Origin of the sequence: Citrobacter sp. RHB21-C05 (assembly GCF_013889015.1) — a bacterium.
Lineage (GTDB): Bacteria > Pseudomonadota > Gammaproteobacteria > Enterobacterales > Enterobacteriaceae > Citrobacter_A > Citrobacter_A sedlakii.
This window is the reverse complement of sequence record NZ_CP057611.1, coordinates 451,699-471,614: the sequence shown is the minus strand read 5'-3', so window position 1 is coordinate 471,614 and position 19,916 is coordinate 451,699. Positions and strand designations below refer to the sequence as shown.

The 19,916-nt window shown below is 52.6% G+C and carries 15 protein-coding genes, 1 tRNA gene and 3 rRNA genes; 14 read left to right on the top strand and 5 right to left on the bottom strand.

The window, feature by feature from the left end; genetic code table 11:
• The first annotated feature begins 12 nt into the window (after positions 1-12).
• From HVX72_RS02270 to HVX72_RS02235, 8 genes are all read left to right on the top strand, one after another.
• The gene (locus tag HVX72_RS02270; protein WP_181822460.1) at positions 13-255 is read left to right on the top strand and encodes a YhdT family protein; all 243 of its coding nucleotides are present in this window, start codon (positions 13-15) and stop codon (positions 253-255) included.
• A complete protein-coding gene (panF, locus tag HVX72_RS02265) occupies positions 245-1,696 on the top strand; it encodes a sodium/pantothenate symporter (RefSeq protein ID WP_181822459.1) in 1,452 nt (483 codons plus the stop codon). The genes HVX72_RS02270 and panF overlap by 11 nt, the downstream gene beginning before the upstream one ends.
• Positions 1,697-1,707: 11 nt before the next feature.
• The gene (prmA, locus tag HVX72_RS02260; protein ID WP_042292014.1) at positions 1,708-2,589 is read left to right on the top strand and encodes a 50S ribosomal protein L11 methyltransferase; all 882 of its coding nucleotides are present in this window, start codon (positions 1,708-1,710) and stop codon (positions 2,587-2,589) included.
• A gap of 143 nt (positions 2,590-2,732) precedes the next feature.
• Positions 2,733-3,473: a carbonic anhydrase family protein gene (locus HVX72_RS02255; RefSeq protein WP_042292016.1), complete on the top strand. Its 741-nt coding sequence runs from the start codon at positions 2,733-2,735 to the stop codon at positions 3,471-3,473.
• A 326-nt stretch (positions 3,474-3,799) separates the two neighbouring features.
• Positions 3,800-4,765, top strand: coding sequence for a tRNA dihydrouridine synthase DusB (gene dusB / locus HVX72_RS02250; RefSeq protein WP_181822458.1), 966 nt, complete (start codon positions 3,800-3,802; stop codon positions 4,763-4,765).
• Between the two features lie 23 nt (positions 4,766-4,788).
• Positions 4,789-5,085 (top strand): DNA-binding transcriptional regulator Fis, encoded by a 297-nt coding sequence (fis, locus tag HVX72_RS02245; protein WP_000462905.1) that lies wholly within the window; start codon positions 4,789-4,791, stop codon positions 5,083-5,085.
• A gap of 85 nt (positions 5,086-5,170) precedes the next feature.
• Complete coding sequence (gene yhdJ / locus HVX72_RS02240; protein WP_042292021.1) at positions 5,171-6,055, top strand: adenine-specific DNA-methyltransferase; 885 nt, start codon at positions 5,171-5,173, stop codon at positions 6,053-6,055.
• Between the two features lie 82 nt (positions 6,056-6,137).
• Positions 6,138-6,302 (top strand): DUF2556 family protein, encoded by a 165-nt coding sequence (locus HVX72_RS02235; RefSeq protein ID WP_042292024.1) that lies wholly within the window; start codon positions 6,138-6,140, stop codon positions 6,300-6,302.
• A gap of 27 nt (positions 6,303-6,329) precedes the next feature.
• On the opposite strand, the gene envR is transcribed toward HVX72_RS02235, so the two are convergent.
• On the bottom strand, positions 6,330-6,992 hold the full coding sequence (gene envR / locus HVX72_RS02230) for an acrEF/envCD operon transcriptional regulator (protein WP_181822457.1): 663 nt from the start codon (positions 6,990-6,992) through the stop codon (positions 6,330-6,332).
• Between the two features lie 407 nt (positions 6,993-7,399).
• Here envR and HVX72_RS02225 point away from each other — a divergent pair, with 407 nt between their 5' ends.
• From HVX72_RS02225 to HVX72_RS02200, 6 genes are all read left to right on the top strand, one after another.
• Positions 7,400-8,563, top strand: a complete 1,164-nt coding sequence (locus tag HVX72_RS02225) for an efflux RND transporter periplasmic adaptor subunit (protein WP_042292029.1) — start codon at positions 7,400-7,402, stop codon at positions 8,561-8,563.
• Positions 8,564-8,574: 11 nt separating this feature from the next.
• The gene (locus HVX72_RS02220; RefSeq protein ID WP_181822456.1) at positions 8,575-11,700 is read left to right on the top strand and encodes an efflux RND transporter permease subunit; all 3,126 of its coding nucleotides are present in this window, start codon (positions 8,575-8,577) and stop codon (positions 11,698-11,700) included.
• 520 nt (positions 11,701-12,220) lie between these two features.
• Entirely contained in the window at positions 12,221-13,246 is a 1,026-nt protein-coding gene (locus HVX72_RS02215) for an amino acid ABC transporter substrate-binding protein (protein WP_060571030.1), read from the top strand.
• Positions 13,247-13,315: 69 nt separating this feature from the next.
• Complete coding sequence (locus HVX72_RS02210; RefSeq protein ID WP_060571029.1) at positions 13,316-14,497, top strand: amino acid ABC transporter permease; 1,182 nt, start codon at positions 13,316-13,318, stop codon at positions 14,495-14,497.
• Between the two features lie 9 nt (positions 14,498-14,506).
• On the top strand, positions 14,507-15,610 hold the full coding sequence (locus tag HVX72_RS02205) for an amino acid ABC transporter permease (protein ID WP_181823230.1): 1,104 nt from the start codon (positions 14,507-14,509) through the stop codon (positions 15,608-15,610).
• 7 nt (positions 15,611-15,617) lie between these two features.
• Entirely contained in the window at positions 15,618-16,376 is a 759-nt protein-coding gene (locus HVX72_RS02200; protein ID WP_042292042.1) for an amino acid ABC transporter ATP-binding protein, read from the top strand.
• A gap of 104 nt (positions 16,377-16,480) precedes the next feature.
• Here HVX72_RS02200 and rrf (HVX72_RS02195) read toward each other — a convergent pair.
• The 4 genes from rrf (HVX72_RS02195) to HVX72_RS02180 form a co-directional block, all read right to left on the bottom strand.
• A 5S ribosomal RNA gene (rrf, locus tag HVX72_RS02195) occupies positions 16,481-16,596 on the bottom strand.
• A gap of 40 nt (positions 16,597-16,636) precedes the next feature.
• Positions 16,637-16,712, bottom strand: a tRNA-Thr gene (locus HVX72_RS02190).
• 14 nt (positions 16,713-16,726) lie between these two features.
• Positions 16,727-16,842 (bottom strand): 5S ribosomal RNA (gene rrf / locus HVX72_RS02185).
• A gap of 128 nt (positions 16,843-16,970) precedes the next feature.
• A 23S ribosomal RNA gene (locus HVX72_RS02180) occupies positions 16,971-19,875 on the bottom strand.
• Positions 19,876-19,916 lie beyond the last annotated feature (41 nt).

Here is a 19,916-nt window from a genome sequence, read left to right as displayed (position 1 = left end):
AAGGGACAAAAAATGGACAAATGTTTTGTTCAGGCCCATAAAGAAGCGCGCTGGGCGCTGTGGCTGACCCTTCTTTATCTTGCTGCATGGTTAGTGACTGCTTACTTACCAGGCGTAGCGCCGGGTTTCACCGGGCTGCCCCATTGGTTTGAGATGGCCTGCCTGTTGACGCCGCTGATCTTCATTCTGCTGTGCTGGGCAATGGTAAAATTTATCTATCGCGACATTCCGCTGGAGGATGACGATGCAGCTTGAAGTCATTCTGCCGCTGGTTGCCTACCTGGTTGTGGTATTTGCCATTTCTGTTTATGCCATGCGTAAAAGGCAGACCGGCTCATTTCTGAATGAATATTTCCTCGGCAGCCGCTCAATGGGCGGGGTTGTGCTGGCCATGACCCTGACCGCGACCTATATCAGCGCCAGTTCATTTATTGGTGGCCCGGGCGCCGCCTATAAATACGGGCTGGGCTGGGTTCTGCTGGCAATGATTCAGCTCCCCGCTGTCTGGCTCTCGCTGGGCGTCCTCGGTAAAAAGTTCGCCATTCTCGCGCGCCGTTATAATGCCGTGACCCTTAATGACATGCTGTTTGCCCGCTACCAAAGCCGACTGCTGGTGTGGCTGGCGAGTCTCAGCCTGCTGGTGGCCTTTGTCGGGGCGATGACAGTGCAGTTCATCGGCGGCGCGCGGCTGCTGGAAACGGCGGCGGGTATTCCTTACGAAACCGGGCTGCTGATTTTCGGGGTCAGTATCGCGCTGTACACCGCCTTTGGCGGCTTTCGCGCCAGCGTGCTGAACGACACCTTGCAAGGGTTGGTGATGCTTATTGGTACGATCGTTCTGCTGGTCGGTATCGTGCACGCCGCAGGCGGTTTAGGTCACGCGGTTGCAACCCTGGAGGCCATTAATCCGCAACTGATCTCCCCTCAGGGGGCGGATGATATCCTGTCTCCCGCCTTTATGACCTCGTTCTGGGTGTTGGTGTGCTTTGGCGTGATTGGGCTACCGCATACGGCAGTACGCTGTATTTCGTATAAAGACAGCAAGGCCGTGCATCGCGGGATGATCATCGGCACCATCGTGGTCGCGATCCTGATGTTTGGGATGCACCTTGCGGGCGCGCTGGGACGCGCGGTGATCCCGGACCTGACGGTGCCGGATCTGGTGATTCCCACGCTGATGGTCAAGGTGTTGCCGCCTTTCGCTGCCGGGATCTTCCTGGCTGCGCCAATGGCGGCGATTATGTCGACGATCAATGCGCAATTGCTGCAGAGTTCCGCTACGATCATTAAAGATCTCTACCTCAATATTCGCCCGGATCACGCGGAAAATGAGACGCGGCTGAAGCGTATGTCCGCGGCGATCACCTTGATCCTGGGAGCGCTGTTATTGCTGGCGGCCTGGAAGCCGCCAGAGATGATTATCTGGCTGAATCTGCTGGCGTTTGGCGGACTGGAAGCGGTATTCCTGTGGCCTCTGGTGCTTGGGCTGTACTGGGAGCGCGCAAACGCAACCGGGGCGTTGAGCGCGATGATCGTCGGTGGTGGGCTATACGCCATCCTCGCCACCCTGAATATTCAGTATCAGGGCTTTCACCCGATAGTGCCCTCGCTACTGCTAAGTCTGCTGGCCTTTCTGGTCGGAAACCGTTTCGGTTCCCCCGCACCACAGGCCGCCGTATTGTCTACTGATAAATAAAGAGTTTTGCCATGCCATGGATCCAATTAAAACTGAATACCACCGGTGCGAATGCGGAAGATCTGAGTGATGCGTTAATGGAAGCAGGCGCTGTTTCCATTACCTTCCAGGATACCCACGACACGCCGGTTTTCGAGCCATTGCCGGGCGAAACCCGCCTGTGGGGCGACACTGACGTGATCGGCCTGTTTGACGCCGAGACGGACATGAAAGAGGTGGTCGCGATTCTTGAGAATCATCCGCTGCTTGGCGCGGGTTTTGCCCATAAAATCGAACAGTTAGAAGATAAAGACTGGGAGCGCGAATGGATGGAAAACTTCCACCCGATGCGCTTTGGCGAACGCCTGTGGATCTGCCCCAGCTGGCGTGAAGTCCCCGACGAAAACGCGGTCAACGTCATGCTCGACCCGGGACTGGCGTTCGGTACCGGCACACATCCAACGACCTCCCTGTGCCTGCAATGGCTGGACAGCCTCGATTTAACCGGTAAAACCGTGATCGACTTCGGCTGTGGCTCCGGCATTCTGGCGATTGCGGCGCTGAAGCTTGGGGCGGCGAAAGCCATCGGCGTGGACATTGATCCGCAGGCGATTCAGGCCAGTCGCGACAACGCCGAACGTAACGGCGTTTCCGATCGCCTGGCGCTTTACCTGCCGCAGGATCAACCAGAAGCCCTGAAAGCCGACGTGGTGGTCGCTAATATCCTTGCTGGCCCGTTACGCGAGCTGGCGCCGTTAATCAGCGTCCTGCCCGTTACAGGCGGTTTGCTGGGCCTTTCCGGTATCCTCGCCAGCCAGGCGGAAAGCGTCTGCGAAGCCTATGCCGATCTCTTCGCCCTCGATCCGGTAGTGGAAAAAGAGGAGTGGTGCCGGATCACCGGAATAAAACAGTAATCCCTTTTTTCCAATATGGCCTGTTCGCAGGCCTTTTTTTCGGTTTTTTACCTCTTTCCCATCGCCTTCCATTCGCTAAAATAGTGACGTAACCCATTGAAGTTACACATATAAAAATCATATACATTCATTGGAAGAATACGATGAACCATTCTTTGAGCAAGGCAGCGCTTCTGGCGCTAAGTATCATGCCGTTTACGGCACTGGCCTCACACTGGACCTATGAAGGCGAAGGCGCCCCGGAGCACTGGGGTACGCTGAGTGAGGAATATAAAACCTGTCAGACAGGAATGAATCAGTCCCCGGTTAATATCGACCATACGGTCAATGCCCATCTGAGTCCGCTGGCTACCCACTATGTTGATGGCCCTGTCACGCTGATCAACAACGGGCATACCATTCAGGCCGGGTTAAAATCCACCACTGCGGATACCGTAACGATCGATGGCCAACCATTCACGTTGCAGCAGTTTCACTTCCATGCGCCGAGCGAAAACACCGTTCACGGTAAGCATTACGCCATGGAGATGCATCTGGTGCATAAAGATGCGAAAGGGGCGATTACCGTCGTCGCCGTCATGTTCGACAAAGGCGCCGCCAATAGCGAGCTGGAAAAGCTGTGGGCGACGATGCCGGAAAAAGCCGCTCAGGACGTCAAGATTACCACCCAGATGGACCTGAACGCGCTGTTGCCAAAAGAGAAATCTTACTGGCGTTTCAGCGGCTCTCTGACCACACCGCCCTGCTCTGAAGGCGTGACCTGGATCGTTCTTAAGCATCCGCTGACCCTCTCTGCGGCACAGCTGGAGAAGTTCAGCCACACCATGCACCATGACAATAGCCGCCCGGCACAGCCGCTGAATGGCCGCGTGGTGGTTGAGTAAACGACGACACGGTAAACGTTCATGCCTGTAATGAGAGCATAGTCACACTATGACCTGCTAATCTGCTGGTTAATTCAGCAGATTATCTTGTCAGCTCCTGTGGTATCGAAGAAAAAATGAGAAGTTACGCAAAATAATACGCGTACAGAAATTCGACACATTTTTTTAATTTAATGATTTATAAAGCTAATTATTCAAGTCACCTTCGTTTAACGGTGATTCTTTGATCCATCTCAGAGGATTGGTCAAAGTTTGGCCTTTCATCTCGTGCAAAAAATGCGTAATATACGCCGCCTTGCAGTCACAGTATGGTCATTTCTTAACTCATGCGCATCGGACAATACCAGCTCAGAAATCGCCTGATCGCAGCGCCAATGGCTGGCATCACTGACAGACCCTTTCGGACGCTGTGCTACGAGATGGGAGCAGGATTGACCGTATCCGAGATGATGTCTTCTAACCCGCAGGTTTGGGAAAGCGACAAGTCCCGGCTACGGATGGTGCACGTTGATGAGCCAGGAATTCGCACGGTGCAAATTGCCGGTAGCGACCCTGTTGAGATGGCCGATGCCGCACGTATCAACGTGGAAAGCGGCGCCCAGATTATTGATATCAATATGGGGTGTCCGGCTAAAAAAGTGAATCGCAAGCTCGCAGGTTCAGCCCTCTTGCAGTACCCGGAATTAGTGAAGTCAATACTAACCGAGGTCGTCAGAGCAGTGGACGTTCCTGTCACCCTGAAGATTCGCACCGGCTGGGCTCCGGAACACCGTAACTGCGTAGAGATTGCCCAACTGGCTGAAGATTGTGGCATTCAGGCTCTGACCATTCATGGACGCACCCGCGCCTGTTTGTTCAATGGAGATGCTGAGTACGACAGTATTCGGGCAGTTAAGCAGAAAGTTTCCATTCCGATTATCGCGAATGGCGACATTACTGACCCGCTTAAAGCCAGAGCTGTGCTCGACTATACGGGGGCTGATGCCCTGATGATAGGCCGCGCAGCTCAGGGAAGACCCTGGATCTTCCGGGAAATCCAGCATTATCTGGACACTGGGGAGCTGCTGTCCCCCCTGCCTTTGGCAGAGGTTAAGCGCTTGCTTTGTGCGCATGTTCGGGAATTGCATGACTTTTATGGCCAGGCAAAAGGGTACCGAATTGCGCGTAAACACGTCTCCTGGTATCTCCAGGAGCACGCTCCAAATGACCAGTTTCGGCGCACATTCAACGCCATTGAAGACGCCAGCGAACAGCTGGAGGCGTTGGAGGCATACTTCGAAAATTTTGCGTAATGAAATAAAGAGCTGACAGAACTATGTTCGAACAACGCGTAAATTCTGACGTACTGACCGTTTCTACCGTTAACTCTCAGGATCAGGTAACTCAAAAGCCCCTGCGTGACTCGGTTAAACAGGCACTGAAGAACTATTTTGCTCAACTGAACGGTCAGGATGTTAATGACCTCTATGAGCTGGTACTGGCTGAAGTTGAACAGCCCCTGTTGGACATGGTGATGCAATACACCCGCGGTAACCAGACCCGTGCTGCTCTGATGATGGGCATCAACCGTGGTACGCTGCGTAAAAAATTGAAAAAATACGGCATGAACTGATACTAATCAGTTAACTGTCTGATATAAAAGGCGCTACTCGGCATGGGGAAGCGCCTTTTTTATACGCATTTCTTGTGGAGTAGAGATGAAAACGGGAGTTGAACCACACTACTTTGGCAATGAATCGACGTCGGTCATTCACGGAGATGCGTTAGCCGAACTCAAGAAATTACCCACTGAAAGCGTCGACTTAATTTTTGCCGATCCGCCCTATAACATCGGAAAAGATTTTGACGGCATGCGGGAAGCCTGGGACGCGGACGTTTTCCTCGCCTGGCTGTTCGAATGCATTGAAGAGTGTCATCGGGTACTGAAAAAGCAGGGCACGATGTACATCATGAACAGCACCGAGAACATGCCATATATTGATCTCAAGTGCCGGAATCTGTTTACCATCAAGAGCCGGATCGTCTGGTCCTACGACAGCTCAGGCGTACAGGCAAAGAAATATTTCGGCTCAATGTACGAACCGATCCTGATGATGGTAAAAGACGCCAAAAATTACACCTTCAATAGCGAAGCGATTCTGGTTGAGACGAAAACCGGCGCTAAACGAGCGTTGATCGACTACCGTAAAAACCCGCCTCAGCCCTACAACACGCAAAAAGTCCCGGGAAACGTCTGGGAGTTTCCCCGTGTGCGTTACCTGATGAATGAATATGAAAACCATCCGACGCAAAAGCCTGTCGCCCTGTTAAAGCGGATCGTATTGGCCTCCTCAAACCCTGGCGATACCGTCCTTGATCCTTTCGCAGGCAGCTTTACCACCGGCGCGGTGGCGCTGGAGACAGGACGGAAGTTCATTGGTATTGAGGTAAATGATGAATACGTCAAGATAGGCCTGCGACGCATGAATGTGACCTCGCACTTCACCAGCGATGAGCTTGCGAAAGTGAAAAAAAGGAAGACGAAAAATTTGTCGAAAAAGAGCCGGACGGGGCCCAAAACGCTCAGCGTCGTGACAAAGTAAAAGCATTGTAAGCCCGCTTTTCAGAGCGCATTTTTCGTGTATATTTCCAGCACGCTTGGGCATGAATACACAGGATTGGACAATGATTCGCAAGTATTGGTGGCTGGTTGTTTTTGCGGTCTCCGTTTTTATCTTTGATGCGTTACTGATTCAGTGGATCGAGCTTATCACCACGGAATCCGACAAGTGTCGCAACATGGACTCGGTGAATCCCCTAAAGTTAGTCAACTGTGCCGACCTGCAATAGCGTCACGTTTTTGAATTGGGGAAATGATTATATTTCCCCGTGAATATTGGTTGGTTTTATTAATTGCCTGACATTTCCGTCCGGGCTTAACATGCTTAATACGTTATCCACCAGCGCAGGCGCCTGCTCATAAAGATTATAACTGGCAGGGTTCATTAACCAGTTTTTAAGGATGCCGCTAAAACTGCCGCAAATAATGATTAAGGCTACGTCCAGATCAAGGGTTCCGGGTATCACGCCCTCCGCCATACAGGCCTGTAATGCCTCGCGTAACGCCTGCTGGTTAAAACCTATCTTCTCACGTATTTCCCGCTCAGATATCATGTCATCCTGAAACTCACATTTATGATATAAGATTTGTAATAAAGCCTGCTGTCGTGGAACGTCGGCAATATATTGCAATGCGACGATAAACTTCTCACGCAGTTGTTGTAACGGGTTTTCTGCATTCGGCGCAGTGACTCGTTCCTGAATAAGATCGCGCAAAGGGGGTTGCTGCTGCCACACTTCGTTAAACAACTGCGTCTTGTTGCTGAAGTGCCAGTAGATTGCGCCACGCGTGACCTGGGCGGCGTCGGCAATATCATTGAGCGTGGTGTTGCCTACGCCCCGTGCGGCAAACTGTGTAATGGCCGTTTCAATTAAATGTTGTCGCGTTTTAAGGGCATCAGCCTTGGTTTTTTTTGCCATGGAGTATCACATCAGAGTCGGAGTAATTATTACGCCAGTAAAGCCGTTCTGGAAAAGCCGACTGTAACATCTCATACCCGCGCACACGAAATAAAAGCCTGATTGTGACGCACAAATCATTCAAACAAATAGAGTGCACGAATGCTAATAGATAAATTATTCACACAAAGAATGTATATTTCAAAATATATTAACTCGCAATAAATAATGTCTAAATTCGACAGGGCAATACGGTAAGCCAGGGTTCCTTTTTTTGTTTTTACGTGCCGTTGCGCCAACCTAAAAATAAGTATTACTTACATCGCGACCCAATAATTTGTAGGATAGCAAGCTGTTATTTTTTCGCGCACGTTACCGCCTTACCGTTATCCGGTAAATAACGAGCTATTGGTTTTTAAGGAACAGTAATGACGAAACATGCCAGGTTTTCACTCCTGCCCTCATTCATTATCATCTCTGCTGCGCTGCTGGCCGGTTGTAACGATCAGGGAGAGCAACAAGCGCATGCCAGCGAGCCGCAAGTGACCGTACACGTGGTCAACACCGCGCCATTAGCCGTGACCACAGAATTACCGGGACGCACCACAGCCTTCCGCATTGCCGAGGTTCGCCCGCAGGTTAGCGGTATTGTCCTTAAACGGAATTTCACCGAAGGTAGCGATGTCGAGGCAGGACAGTCGCTTTACCAGATCGATCCGGCAACCTATCAGGCCGACTATGACAGTGCGAAAGGCGAGCTGGCGAAAAGCGAAGCCGCTGCCGCCATCGCCCATTTGACGGTGAAACGCTATGTTCCGCTGGTTGGTACAAAGTACATCAGCCAACAGGAATACGATCAGGCCATTGCCGATGCGCGCCAGGCTGATGCCGCCGTCACAGCCGCAAAAGCCGCGGTGGAAAGCGCGCGTATCAATCTCGCTTATACCAAAGTCACCTCGCCGATAAGCGGACGGATTGGCAAATCAAGCGTCACCGAAGGCGCACTGGTGACTAACGGGCAGGCGACGGAACTGGCAACCGTACAGCAGCTCGACCCTATTTACGTCGATGTGACTCAATCCAGCAACGACTTCATGCGTCTGAAAGAATCTCTCGAACAAGGCAGTCTGCACAAGGATAACGCCAGCAGTAGCGTCGAGCTGGTCATGGAAAATGGCCAAGCGTATCCGCTAAAAGGCGCTTTACAGTTCTCTGATGTCACCGTTGACGAAAGCACCGGCTCAATCACCTTACGCGCCGTGTTCCCTAACCCGCAGCACACATTGCTGCCGGGCATGTTTGTACGCGCGCGTATCGATGAAGGCGTGCAGCCAAACGCGATCCTCGTACCACAGCAAGGCGTCACGCGAACCCCGCGCGGCGATGCCACGGTACTGGTCGTGAACAACGAAAGCAAAGTGGAATCCCGCCCCGTCATCGCTTCGCAGGCAATTGGCGACAAATGGCTGATAAGCGAAGGGTTACAGCCTGGCGATCGGGTGATCGTGAGCGGGTTGCAAAAAGCGCGTCCAGGCACCAAAGTGAAAGCCACGCCGGATACCGAAGCCCCTGCTGCACAAGCGGCGCAATAAGGTAAACGGACATGGCAAACTTTTTTATCAGGCGTCCTATTTTTGCCTGGGTACTGGCCATCATTCTGATGCTGGCGGGCGCCCTGGCCATTATGCAACTGCCCGTTGCGCAGTACCCCACCATCGCGCCACCGGCGGTTTCGATTTCCGCAAACTATCCGGGGGCAGATGCCCAGACGGTACAAGATACCGTGACTCAGGTTATCGAACAGAATATGAACGGTATCGATAACCTGATGTATATGTCCTCCACCAGCGACTCTGCGGGAAGCGTAACCATCACGCTGACCTTCGAGTCGGGTACCGATCCGGATATCGCTCAGGTTCAGGTTCAGGTTCAGGTTCAGAACAAACTGCAGCTGGCGACGCCGCTCCTGCCGCAGGAAGTTCAGCAGCAGGGAATTAGCGTTGAGAAGTCGAGCAGTAGCTTCCTGATGGTTGCAGGCTTTGTTTCCGATAACCCTCAGACCACCCAGGACGATATCTCCGACTATGTCGCCTCAAACGTTAAAGACTCCATCAGCCGTCTGAACGGCGTCGGTGACGTTCAACTGTTTGGCGCGCAGTATGCGATGCGCATCTGGCTGGATGCCAATCTCCTGAACAAATACCAGCTCACGCCGGTAGATGTTATCAACCAGTTGAAAGTGCAGAACGACCAAATCGCGGCCGGTCAGCTTGGCGGGACGCCCGCCCTGCCGGGACAACAGCTTAACGCCTCGATCATTGCGCAGACGCGTCTGAAAGATCCCGAAGAATTCGGCAAAGTCACGCTGCGCGTAAACAGCGACGGCTCCGTCGTGCGGTTGAAAGATGTCGCGCGCATTGAGCTTGGCGGAGAAAACTATAACGTTGTCGCTCGCATTAACGGTAAACCGGCATCCGGTCTGGGGATTAAACTGGCTACCGGCGCCAACGCCCTTGATACTGCCACCGCCATTAAGGCCAAACTGGTCGAGCTACAGCCCTTCTTCCCGGCGGGAATGAAAGTGGTTTACCCGTATGACACCACCCCGTTTGTGAAAATCTCCATTCATGAAGTGGTGAAAACACTTTTCGAAGCAATCGTACTGGTATTCCTGGTGATGTATCTGTTCCTGCAGAACATCCGCGCCACGCTGATCCCGACCATTGCCGTTCCGGTTGTCCTGTTGGGGACGTTTGCGGTACTGGCGGCATTTGGTTACTCGATAAACACCCTGACCATGTTCGGCATGGTGCTCGCCATCGGCCTGTTGGTCGATGACGCGATAGTGGTGGTTGAAAACGTCGAACGCGTGATGATGGAAGATAAGTTGCCTCCACGGGAAGCCACTGAGAAGTCCATGTCGCAGATTCAGGGCGCCCTGGTGGGGATCGCAATGGTGCTCTCCGCCGTGTTCATCCCGATGGCCTTCTTTGGCGGATCGACAGGTGCAATCTACCGCCAGTTCTCCATCACCATTGTGTCGGCAATGGCGCTCTCGGTGCTGGTCGCGTTGATCCTCACGCCTGCGCTCTGCGCGACGTTGCTTAAACCCGTCTCCGCTGAGCATCATGAGAAAAAGAGCGGTTTCTTCGGCTGGTTTAACGCCAAATTCGATCATAGCGTCAACCATTACACCAATAGCGTCAGCGGCATTGTCCACAACACCGGTCGTTACCTGCTAATCTATCTGCTGATTGTTGTCGGGATGGCGCTCCTGTTCGTACGCTTGCCGACATCCTTCTTGCCTGAAGAGGATCAGGGCGTGTTTCTGACCATGATCCAACTTCCTGCCGGGGCAACGCAGGAGCGCACGCAAAACGTGCTGGATCAAGTGACCCATTATTATCTGGACACCGAGAAAGCCAACGTTGAAAGCGTCTTTACCGTGAACGGCTTTAGCTTCAGCGGTCAGGGACAAAACTCGGGGATGGCCTTTGTGAGCCTCAAGCCCTGGGAGGAGCGTAGCGGCGAAGAAAACAACGTTGAATCGATTATCGCCCGGGCGACTCGCGCTTTCAGCCAGATCCGGGATGGCATGGTTTTCCCTTTCAACATGCCAGCAATTGTCGAGCTGGGTACCGCAACGGGCTTCGACTTTGAGCTTATCGACCAGGCGGGGCTGGGGCATAACGCGTTAACCCAGGCGAGAAACCAGCTTTTAGGAATGGTGGCTCAACATCCTGAAACGTTAGTACGCGTTCGCCCGAATGGGCTGGAAGACACTGCGCAGTTTAAGCTGGACGTCGATCAGGAAAAAGCGCAGGCGCTGGGCGTCTCGCTGTCCGATATCAACGAGACAATCTCTGCGGCGCTGGGCGGCTACTACGTTAACGACTTCATTGACCGTGGTCGTGTGAAGAAAGTCTATGTTCAGGCCGACGCCCAGTTCCGCATGTTGCCAGAGGACATCGATAATCTGTATGTGCGGAGCGCAAATGGAGAGATGGTGCCGTTCTCTACGTTTAGTTCGTCGCACTGGATTTACGGTTCGCCGCGTCTGGAACGTTACAACGGCCTGCCTTCAATGGAGATCCTGGGGGAAGCCGCCCCTGGAACCAGTTCCGGTGAGGCGATGGCCTTAATGGAAAGCATGGCTTCCAATCTTCCTGTGGGGATTGGCTATGACTGGACAGGAATGTCGTATCAGGAGCGGCTATCCGGAGACCAGGCGCCAGCGCTAATCGCCATCTCGTTTGTCGTCGTCTTCCTTTGCCTGGCCGCACTGTATGAAAGCTGGTCGATACCTTTCTCGGTGATGCTGGTTGTGCCGTTAGGTATTGTAGGGGTATTGCTCGCCGCAACGTTATTTGGGCAAAAGAATGACGTTTACTTTATGGTTGGGCTGTTAACCACCATTGGCCTGTCCGCGAAGAACGCGATCCTGATTGTCGAATTCGCGAAAGACTTAATGGATAAAGAAGGCAATGGCGTTATTGAAGCGACGCTCTCTGCGTCACGTATGCGTTTACGTCCAATTCTCATGACGTCACTGGCCTTTATACTTGGCGTATTGCCGCTTGCGATCAGTAATGGCGCGGGTAGCGGCGCGCAAAATGCGGTCGGGATCGGCGTGATGGGCGGCATGGTTTCAGCAACCCTGCTGGCAATCTTCTTTGTGCCTGTCTTCTTCGTGGTCGTCAGAGGACGTTTTGGACGAACCCGCCAGTAACCGTGTCAACAAAGGCGTCTCAGGACGCCTTTGTGACATCCTGCCTTGTTCTTACTTTATGAATCGAATCATTATTTTGTTCTGTCCGGCAGGGTGTCATTACGCTTTTACCTGTATCACCATAATTAAGCCGTTTGAAAATGATTTCTGGTATCACCTTTAATTATCTTTTTCTCTTCATTGATTTACTTTTCTGTGAGCTCTGTAAATTTCCTACTGCTCATTTACGAAATACTTTTCTATTACTCACCCTGTCGATATTCACGTCCGAAATTAGTATTTCGATTTAGTGAATATGTTAAAAACATTTTGCTCCAAAATGTGGCTTACGTTTCATTTTCGCACTATTTAAGGGCGCTGCATGTATTTAATCCTGTCTACACTCTGGATATTGCGTCGTGCACGCTGACGCAAAACCTGGCACTCCCTTTGCTTATAAGAGTACGGCCAGGCCACAGACAGGTTTAAAACGTTGCGTAACGTTCTCCATAACAATAATTCTCGCCACACAGGATGCATTATGAAAAAGATGATGATCGCCACGCTGGCTGCTGCCGGCGTGCTGCTTACGGTTGCAAATCAGGTACATGCGGGTGCAACCCTGGATGCCGTAAAAAAGAAAGGCTTCGTACAATGTGGGATCAGTGATGGGCTGCCCGGCTTTTCTTACGCCGACGCGGAGGGGAAATTCTCGGGCATTGATGTCGACGTATGCCGCGGTGTCGCTGCTGCTGTGCTCGGCGACGACAGCAAAGTGAAATACACCCCGCTGACGGCCAAAGAGCGCTTCACCGCGTTACAGTCCGGCGAAGTGGATCTTCTCTCGCGGAATACGACCTGGACCTCCTCGCGTGACGCCGGGATGGGCATGTCATTTACCGGCGTAACCTATTACGACGGCATCGGTTTTCTGACACACAACAAAGCGGGTCTGAAAAGCGCGAAAGAACTTGATGGCGCGACCGTTTGTATTCAGGCAGGAACAGACACTGAGCTGAACGTGGCTGACTATTTTAAAGCGAATAAGATGAAGTATACCCCAGTGACCTTTGATCGCTCTGACGAGTCGGCAAAAGCGCTGGAGTCAGGACGTTGTGATACCCTCGCCTCCGACCAGTCTCAGCTTTACGCTCTGCGCATTAAACTAAGTAACCCAGGCGAATGGATCGTCCTGCCGGAGGTAATCTCCAAAGAGCCGCTTGGCCCTGTTGTCCGTCGCGGCGATGATGAATGGTTTGCTGTTGTACGCTGGACGCTGTTTGCGATGCTTAATGCTGAAGAGATGGGCGTCACGTCGAAAAACGTTGATGAGAAAGCGGCTAACCCCGCGACGCCGGATATGGCTCATCTGTTAGGCAAAGAAGGGGATTACGGTAAAGACCTGAAACTCGATAACAAGTGGGCATATAACATCATCAAGCAGGTGGGTAATTACGCTGAGATCTTTGAACGTAACGTGGGATCGGAAAGCCCGTTGAAGATCAAACGTGGGCAAAACAATCTCTGGAATAACGGCGGCATCCAGTACGCACCACCCGTACGTTAAGCCGTTGTGCTGTAACGAGCGCCGCACAGGCGGCGCTCAGTCCAGAGTCATTGTTACCGAGGCTTTCTTATGTTCCATCGCCGCTCTCACGCAAAAGGATCGCTCTCCTTTTCTCATCCTGTGGTCCGCGCGTGGCTGTTTCAAATTATCGCCATTCTTGCGGTCGTCGCCGTGGTTATTTACCTTGTTCACAATACGATTAATAACCTGAGCAATCGCGGCATTACTTCAGGTTTTGCGTTTCTTGACCGCAGTGCCGGGTTTGGTATTGTCCAGCACCTGATTGACTATCAACAGGGTGATACTTACGGGCGCGTTTTTCTGGTTGGTTTGCTTAACACCTTGTTGGTTTCCGCATTGTGTATTGTGTTTGCCTCCGTTCTCGGCTTTTTTCTCGGGCTGGCACGCCTTTCCGATAACTGGTTACTGCGCAAACTGTCGACGGTGTATATTGAGATCTTTCGCAACGTCCCCCCACTTTTGCAAATATTTTTCTGGTACTTCGCGGTGTTACGCAATTTGCCCGGGCCGCGGCAGGCTGTCAGCGCGCTGGATGCCGTGTTTCTGAGTAACCGGGGTCTCTATATTCCCTCTCCGCAATTGGGAGAAGGCATACTGCCTTTTACGATCTCAATTGCGCTCGCCGTTGCGATTTCCGTTGGGCTGTTTCGCTTCAATAAAATGCACCAGACAAAAACAGGACAGTTACGTAAAACCTGGCCTACTGCGCTGGGGCTGATTGTCCTGTTGCCACTGTTCGCCCACTGGCTTTTTGGCGCTGCGCTTCATTGGGACATCCCCGAATTGCGGGGCTTTAACTTCCGTGGCGGTATGGTGCTTATCCCCGAACTGGCGGCGTTGACGCTGGCACTGTCGGTTTATACCTCGGCGTTTATTGCGGAAATTATTCGCGCGGGGATTCAGGCGGTACCATATGGTCAACATGAAGCAGCGCGTTCGCTGGGGCTTCCAAACACGGTCACCCTACGTCAGGTCATTATTCCTCAAGCGCTGCGGGTGATCATCCCGCCGTTAACGAGCCAGTACCTCAATATTGTAAAGAATTCCTCGCTGGCCGCCGCGATTGGTTATCCCGATATGGTTTCGCTGTTCGCGGGAACGGTTCTGAATCAGACAGGACAGGCCATTGAAACGATCGCCATCACCATGTCGGTGTATCTGATCATCAGCCTGAGCATCTCACTGCTGATGAATATTTATAACCGCCGCATCGCCCTCGTTGAGCGCTAAGGAAGCATGATGACAAAAGTTCTGCTGTCACATCCCGCGCGTCCGGCCAGTCATGGTCATGGCCGAATCGTGGCCTGGGTGCGTAAAAATCTTTTTTCCAGCGTATTGAATAGTCTACTGACGATCTTATGCCTGTGGCTGATGTGGGAGCTTATTCCTCCCTTCGTAAACTGGGCGTTTTTGCAGGCCAATTGGGTCGGTTCTGCTCGTGCGGACTGCACGCAATCAGGCGCATGCTGGGTGTTCATCCATGAACGCTTCGGCCAGTTTATGTTTGGCCTTTATCCGCACGAGCAACGCTGGCGGATCAAGCTGGCGCTGTTTATCGGGCTGGTCTCAATTGTTCCGATGTTCTGGAACAGGATGCCCCGGCGCGGACGTTATATTGCTGTCTGGGCAGTCATCTACCCGTTAGTGGTCTGGTGGTTGTTGTATGGCGGTTTGCTGGGGCTGGAGCGGGTTGAGACGCGCCAGTGGGGAGGGCTGACCCTGACCTTAATCATCGCCTCTGTCGGGATCGCTGGGGCGTTACCCTTAGGGATTCTACTGGCTCTGGGGCGCCGCTCCCATATGCCCGTTGTCCGGATCTTATCCGTTATTTTCATTGAGTTCTGGCGAGGCGTGCCGCTGATCACCGTCCTGTTTATGTCATCGGTTATGCTGCCATTGTTCATGGAAGAAGGAACAAGTATCGATAAACTCATTCGGGCGTTGGTAGGGGTGATTCTGTTTCAGTCCGCCTATGTCGCGGAAGTTGTTCGTGGTGGGCTTCAGGCGCTGCCAAAGGGTCAATATGAAGCGGCGGAATCGTTAGCTCTTGGCTACTGGAAAATGCAAGGGTTGGTCATTATTCCCCAGGCCCTGAAGATGGTTATTCCGGGCCTGGTCAACACCATCATTGCGCTGTTTAAAGATACCAGTCTGGTCATCATCATCGGCCTGTTCGATCTCTTCAGTAGCGTGCAACAAGCCACGGTTGACCCTGCCTGGCTGGGTATGTCCACCGAAGGCTATGTTTTTGCCGCTCTGATTTACTGGATTTTTTGCTTCAGCATGTCGCGCTACAGCCAGTATCTGGAAAAGCGCTTTAACACCGGGCGTACGCCGCACTGAGGATTCTATGAGCCAACTTTTAATGCCATCTGCCGACGCGATGATTACGCTGGAAAACGTTAATAAATGGTACGGGCAGTTCCATGTTTTAAAGGATATTAACCTGAGCGTAAGACAGGGAGAACGCATTGTTTTATGTGGTCCTTCCGGATCGGGGAAATCAACGACGATCCGCTGCATTAATCATCTCGAAGAACATCAACAAGGACGTATCGTTGTGGATGGTATCGAGCTGAATGAGGACATTCGTAATGTCGAACGCGTCAGGCAGGAGGTTGGAATGGTGTTCCAGCATTTTAATCTCTTTCCGCATCTCACTGTTCTGCAAAACTGTACGCTGGCTCCCATTTGGGTACGTAAAATGCCGACAAAAGAGGCCGAAGCCCTGGCGATGCACTATCTCGAACGCGTTCGTATAGCGGAGCATGCTCATAAATTCCCGGGCCAGATCTCGGGCGGTCAGCAGCAGCGCGTAGCGATTGCTCGCTCGCTGTGCATGAAACCGAAAATCATGCTGTTTGATGAACCTACTTCAGCGTTGGACCCTGAAATGGTTAAAGAAGTGTTGGATACCATGATTGGCCTGGCACAGTCGGGGATGACAATGCTTTGCGTCACGCATGAGATGGGGTTTGCCAGAACCGTGGCAGACAGAGTGATCTTCATGGACCGGGGAGAGATTGTAGAGCAGGCTCCGCCAGATGAGTTCTTCGCGCATCCGAAATCAGAACGTACGCGAGCGTTCCTGTCGCAGGTCATTCATTAAACGCTTGTTTTGCCCGGTGGCGCCACGCTTACCGGGCCTATAGATTCATAGGGTTCCAAACGCAAAAAGGCCATCCTTTCGGATGGCCTTCTCACTTAATTGATGTCTGGCAGTTCCCTACTCTCGCATGGGGAGACCCCACACTACCATCGGCGCTACGGCGTTTCACTTCTGAGTTCGGCATGGGGTCAGGTGGGACCACCGCGCTACTGCCGCCAGACAAATTCTTTTCTACTGTGCCGAACTTTAACCTAATTAAGTGGTGCTGATACCCAGAGTCGAACTGGGGACCTCACCCTTACCAAGGGTGCGCTCTACCAACTGAGCCATATCAGCACGCTAAATTTGATGCCTGGCAGTTCCCTACTCTCGCATGGGGAGACCCCACACTACCATCGGCGCTACGGCGTTTCACTTCTGAGTTCGGCATGGGGTCAGGTGGGACCACCGCGCTACGGCCGCCAGGCAAATTCTTTGTGCTCTGTACGCAATACTTTATCGCATCAGCGGCGCTGGCTGCGTAAACTATTGCGTACTTAACTCTGAATCAATGCTGAAAATCTCTCAATTCCGCCAAAACATCTTCGGCGTTGTAAGGTTAAGCCTCACGGTTCATTAGTACCGGTTAGCTCAACGCATCGCTGCGCTTACACACCCGGCCTATCAACGTCGTCGTCTTCAACGTTCCTTCAGGAGACTTATAGTCTCAGGGAGAACTCATCTCGGGGCAAGTTTCGTGCTTAGATGCTTTCAGCACTTATCTCTTCCGCATTTAGCTACCGGGCAGTGCCATTGGCATGACAACCCGAACACCAGTGATGCGTCCACTCCGGTCCTCTCGTACTAGGAGCAGCCCCCCTCAGTTCTCCAGCGCCCACGGCAGATAGGGACCGAACTGTCTCACGACGTTCTAAACCCAGCTCGCGTACCACTTTAAATGGCGAACAGCCATACCCTTGGGACCTACTTCAGCCCCAGGATGTGATGAGCCGACATCGAGGTGCCAAACACCGCCGTCGATATGAACTCTTGGGCGGTATCAGCCTGTTATCCCCGGAGTACCTTTTATCCGTTGAGCGATGGCCCTTCCATTCAGAACCACCGGATCACTATGACCTGCTTTCGCACCTGCTCGCGCCGTCACGCTCGCAGTCAAGCTGGCTTATGCCATTGCACTAACCTCCTGATGTCCGACCAGGATTAGCCAACCTTCGTGCTCCTCCGTTACTCTTTAGGAGGAGACCGCCCCAGTCAAACTACCCACCAGACACTGTCCGCAACCCGGATTACGGGCCCACGTTAGAACACCAGCCATTAAAGGGTGGTATTTCAAGGGCGGCTCCACGCAGACTGGCGTCCACGCTTCAAAGCCTCCCACCTATCCTACACATCAAGGACCAGTGTTCAGTGTCAAGCTATAGTAAAGGTTCACGGGGTCTTTCCGTCTTGCCGCGGGTACACTGCATCTTCACAGCGAGTTCAATTTCACTGAGTCTCGGGTGGAGACAGCCTGGCCATCATTACGCCATTCGTGCAGGTCGGAACTTACCCGACAAGGAATTTCGCTACCTTAGGACCGTTATAGTTACGGCCGCCGTTTACCGGGGCTTCGATCAAGAGCTTCTCCTTACGGATAACCCCATCAATTAACCTTCCGGCACCGGGCAGGCGTCACACCGTATACGTCCACTTTCGTGTTTGCACAGTGCTGTGTTTTTAATAAACAGTTGCAGCCAGCTGGTATCTTCGACTGATTTCAGCTCCATGAGTAAATCACTTCACCTACATATCAGCGTGCCTTCTCCCGAAGTTACGGCACCATTTTGCCTAGTTCCTTCACCCGAGTTCTCTCAAGCGCCTTGGTATTCTCTACCTGACCACCTGTGTCGGTTTGGGGTACGATTTCGTGTTACCTGATGCTTAGAGGCTTTTCCTGGAAGCAGGGCATTTGTCACTTCAGCACCGTAGTGCCTCGTCATCACGCCTCAGTGTTAAAGTGAACCGGATTTACCTGGAACACACACCTACACGCTTAAACCGGGACAACCGTCGCCCGGCCGACATAGCCTTCTCCGTCCCCCCTTCGCAGTAACACCAAGTACAGGAATATTAACCTGTTTCCCATCGACTACGCCTTTCGGCCTCGCCTTAGGGGTCGACTCACCCTGCCCCGATTAACGTTGGACAGGAACCCTTGGTCTTCCGGCGAGCGGGCTTTTCACCCGCTTTATCGTTACTTATGTCAGCATTCGCACTTCTGATACCTCCAGCATGCCTCACGACACACCTTCAACGGCTTACAGAACGCTCCCCTACCCAACAACACATAGTGTCGCTGCCGCAGCTTCGGTGCATGGTTTAGCCCCGTTACATCTTCCGCGCAGGCCGACTCGACCAGTGAGCTATTACGCTTTCTTTAAATGATGGCTGCTTCTAAGCCAACATCCTGGCTGTCTGAGCCTTCCCACATCGTTTCCCACTTAACCATGACTTTGGGACCTTAGCTGGCGGTCTGGGTTGTTTCCCTCTTCACGACGGACGTTAGCACCCGCCGTGTGTCTCCCGTGATAACATTCTCCGGTATTCGCAGTTTGCATCGGGTTGGTAAGCCGGGATGGCCCCCTAGCCGAAACAGTGCTCTACCCCCGGAGATGAGTTCACGAGGCGCTACCTAAATAGCTTTCGGGGAGAACCAGCTATCTCCCGGTTTGATTGGCCTTTCACCCCCAGCCACAGGTCATCCGCTAATTTTTCAACATTAGTCGGTTCGGTCCTCCAGTTAGTGTTACCCAACCTTCAACCTGCCCATGGCTAGATCACCGGGTTTCGGGTCTATACCCTGCAACTTAACGCCCAGTTAAGACTCGGTTTCCCTGCGGCTCCCCTATTCGGTTAACCTTGCTACAGAATATAAGTCGCTGACCCATTATACAAAAGGTACGCAGTCACCCCATAAAGAGGCTCCCACTGCTTGTACGTACACGGTTTCAGGTTCTTTTTCACTCCCCTCGCCGGGGTTCTTTTCGCCTTTCCCTCACGGTACTGGTTCACTATCGGTCAGTCAGGAGTATTTAGCCTTGGAGGATGGTCCCCCCATATTCAGACAGGATACCACGTGTCCCGCCCTACTCATCGAGCTCACAACCGGTGTGGTTTTGTGTACGGGGCTGTCACCCTGTATCGCGTGCCTTTCCAGACACTTCCACTACCACACTGGCTGATTCAGGCTCTGGGCTGCTCCCCGTTCGCTCGCCGCTACTGGGGGAATCTCGGTTGATTTCTTTTCCTCGGGGTACTTAGATGTTTCAGTTCCCCCGGTTCGCCTCGTTAACCTATGTATTCAGTTAACGATAGTGTGACGAATCACACTGGGTTTCCCCATTCGGACATCGCCGGGTCAAAGGTTCATATCACCTCGCCGACGCTTTTCGCAGATTAGCACGTCCTTCATCGCCTCTGACTGCCAGGGCATCCACCGTGTACGCTTGGTCGCTTAACCTCACAACCCGAAGATGTTTCACTTCTGATTGCGATAATTGA

What these genes read in the sequence shown, in the direction of transcription:
- dusB (WP_181822458.1), top strand. Translation starts at nt 3,800, where the DNA reads ATGCGCATCGGACAATACCAGCTCAGAAATCGCCTGATCGCAGCGCCA.
- HVX72_RS02225 (WP_042292029.1), top strand. Translation starts at nt 7,400, where the DNA reads ATGACGAAACATGCCAGGTTTTCACTCCTGCCCTCATTCATTATCATC.
- HVX72_RS02205 (WP_181823230.1), top strand. Translation starts at nt 14,507, where the DNA reads ATGACAAAAGTTCTGCTGTCACATCCCGCGCGTCCGGCCAGTCATGGT.
- HVX72_RS02235 (WP_042292024.1), top strand. Translation starts at nt 6,138, where the DNA reads ATGATTCGCAAGTATTGGTGGCTGGTTGTTTTTGCGGTCTCCGTTTTT.
- panF (WP_181822459.1), top strand. Translation starts at nt 245, where the DNA reads ATGCAGCTTGAAGTCATTCTGCCGCTGGTTGCCTACCTGGTTGTGGTA.
- HVX72_RS02215 (WP_060571030.1), top strand. Translation starts at nt 12,221, where the DNA reads ATGAAAAAGATGATGATCGCCACGCTGGCTGCTGCCGGCGTGCTGCTT.
- yhdJ (WP_042292021.1), top strand. Translation starts at nt 5,171, where the DNA reads ATGAAAACGGGAGTTGAACCACACTACTTTGGCAATGAATCGACGTCG.
- envR (WP_181822457.1), bottom strand. Translation starts at nt 6,992, where the DNA reads ATGGCAAAAAAAACCAAGGCTGATGCCCTTAAAACGCGACAACATTTA.
- prmA (WP_042292014.1), top strand. Translation starts at nt 1,708, where the DNA reads ATGCCATGGATCCAATTAAAACTGAATACCACCGGTGCGAATGCGGAA.
- fis (WP_000462905.1), top strand. Translation starts at nt 4,789, where the DNA reads ATGTTCGAACAACGCGTAAATTCTGACGTACTGACCGTTTCTACCGTT.
- HVX72_RS02200 (WP_042292042.1), top strand. Translation starts at nt 15,618, where the DNA reads ATGAGCCAACTTTTAATGCCATCTGCCGACGCGATGATTACGCTGGAA.
- HVX72_RS02255 (WP_042292016.1), top strand. Translation starts at nt 2,733, where the DNA reads ATGAACCATTCTTTGAGCAAGGCAGCGCTTCTGGCGCTAAGTATCATG.
- HVX72_RS02220 (WP_181822456.1), top strand. Translation starts at nt 8,575, where the DNA reads ATGGCAAACTTTTTTATCAGGCGTCCTATTTTTGCCTGGGTACTGGCC.
- HVX72_RS02270 (WP_181822460.1), top strand. Translation starts at nt 13, where the DNA reads ATGGACAAATGTTTTGTTCAGGCCCATAAAGAAGCGCGCTGGGCGCTG.
- HVX72_RS02210 (WP_060571029.1), top strand. Translation starts at nt 13,316, where the DNA reads ATGTTCCATCGCCGCTCTCACGCAAAAGGATCGCTCTCCTTTTCTCAT.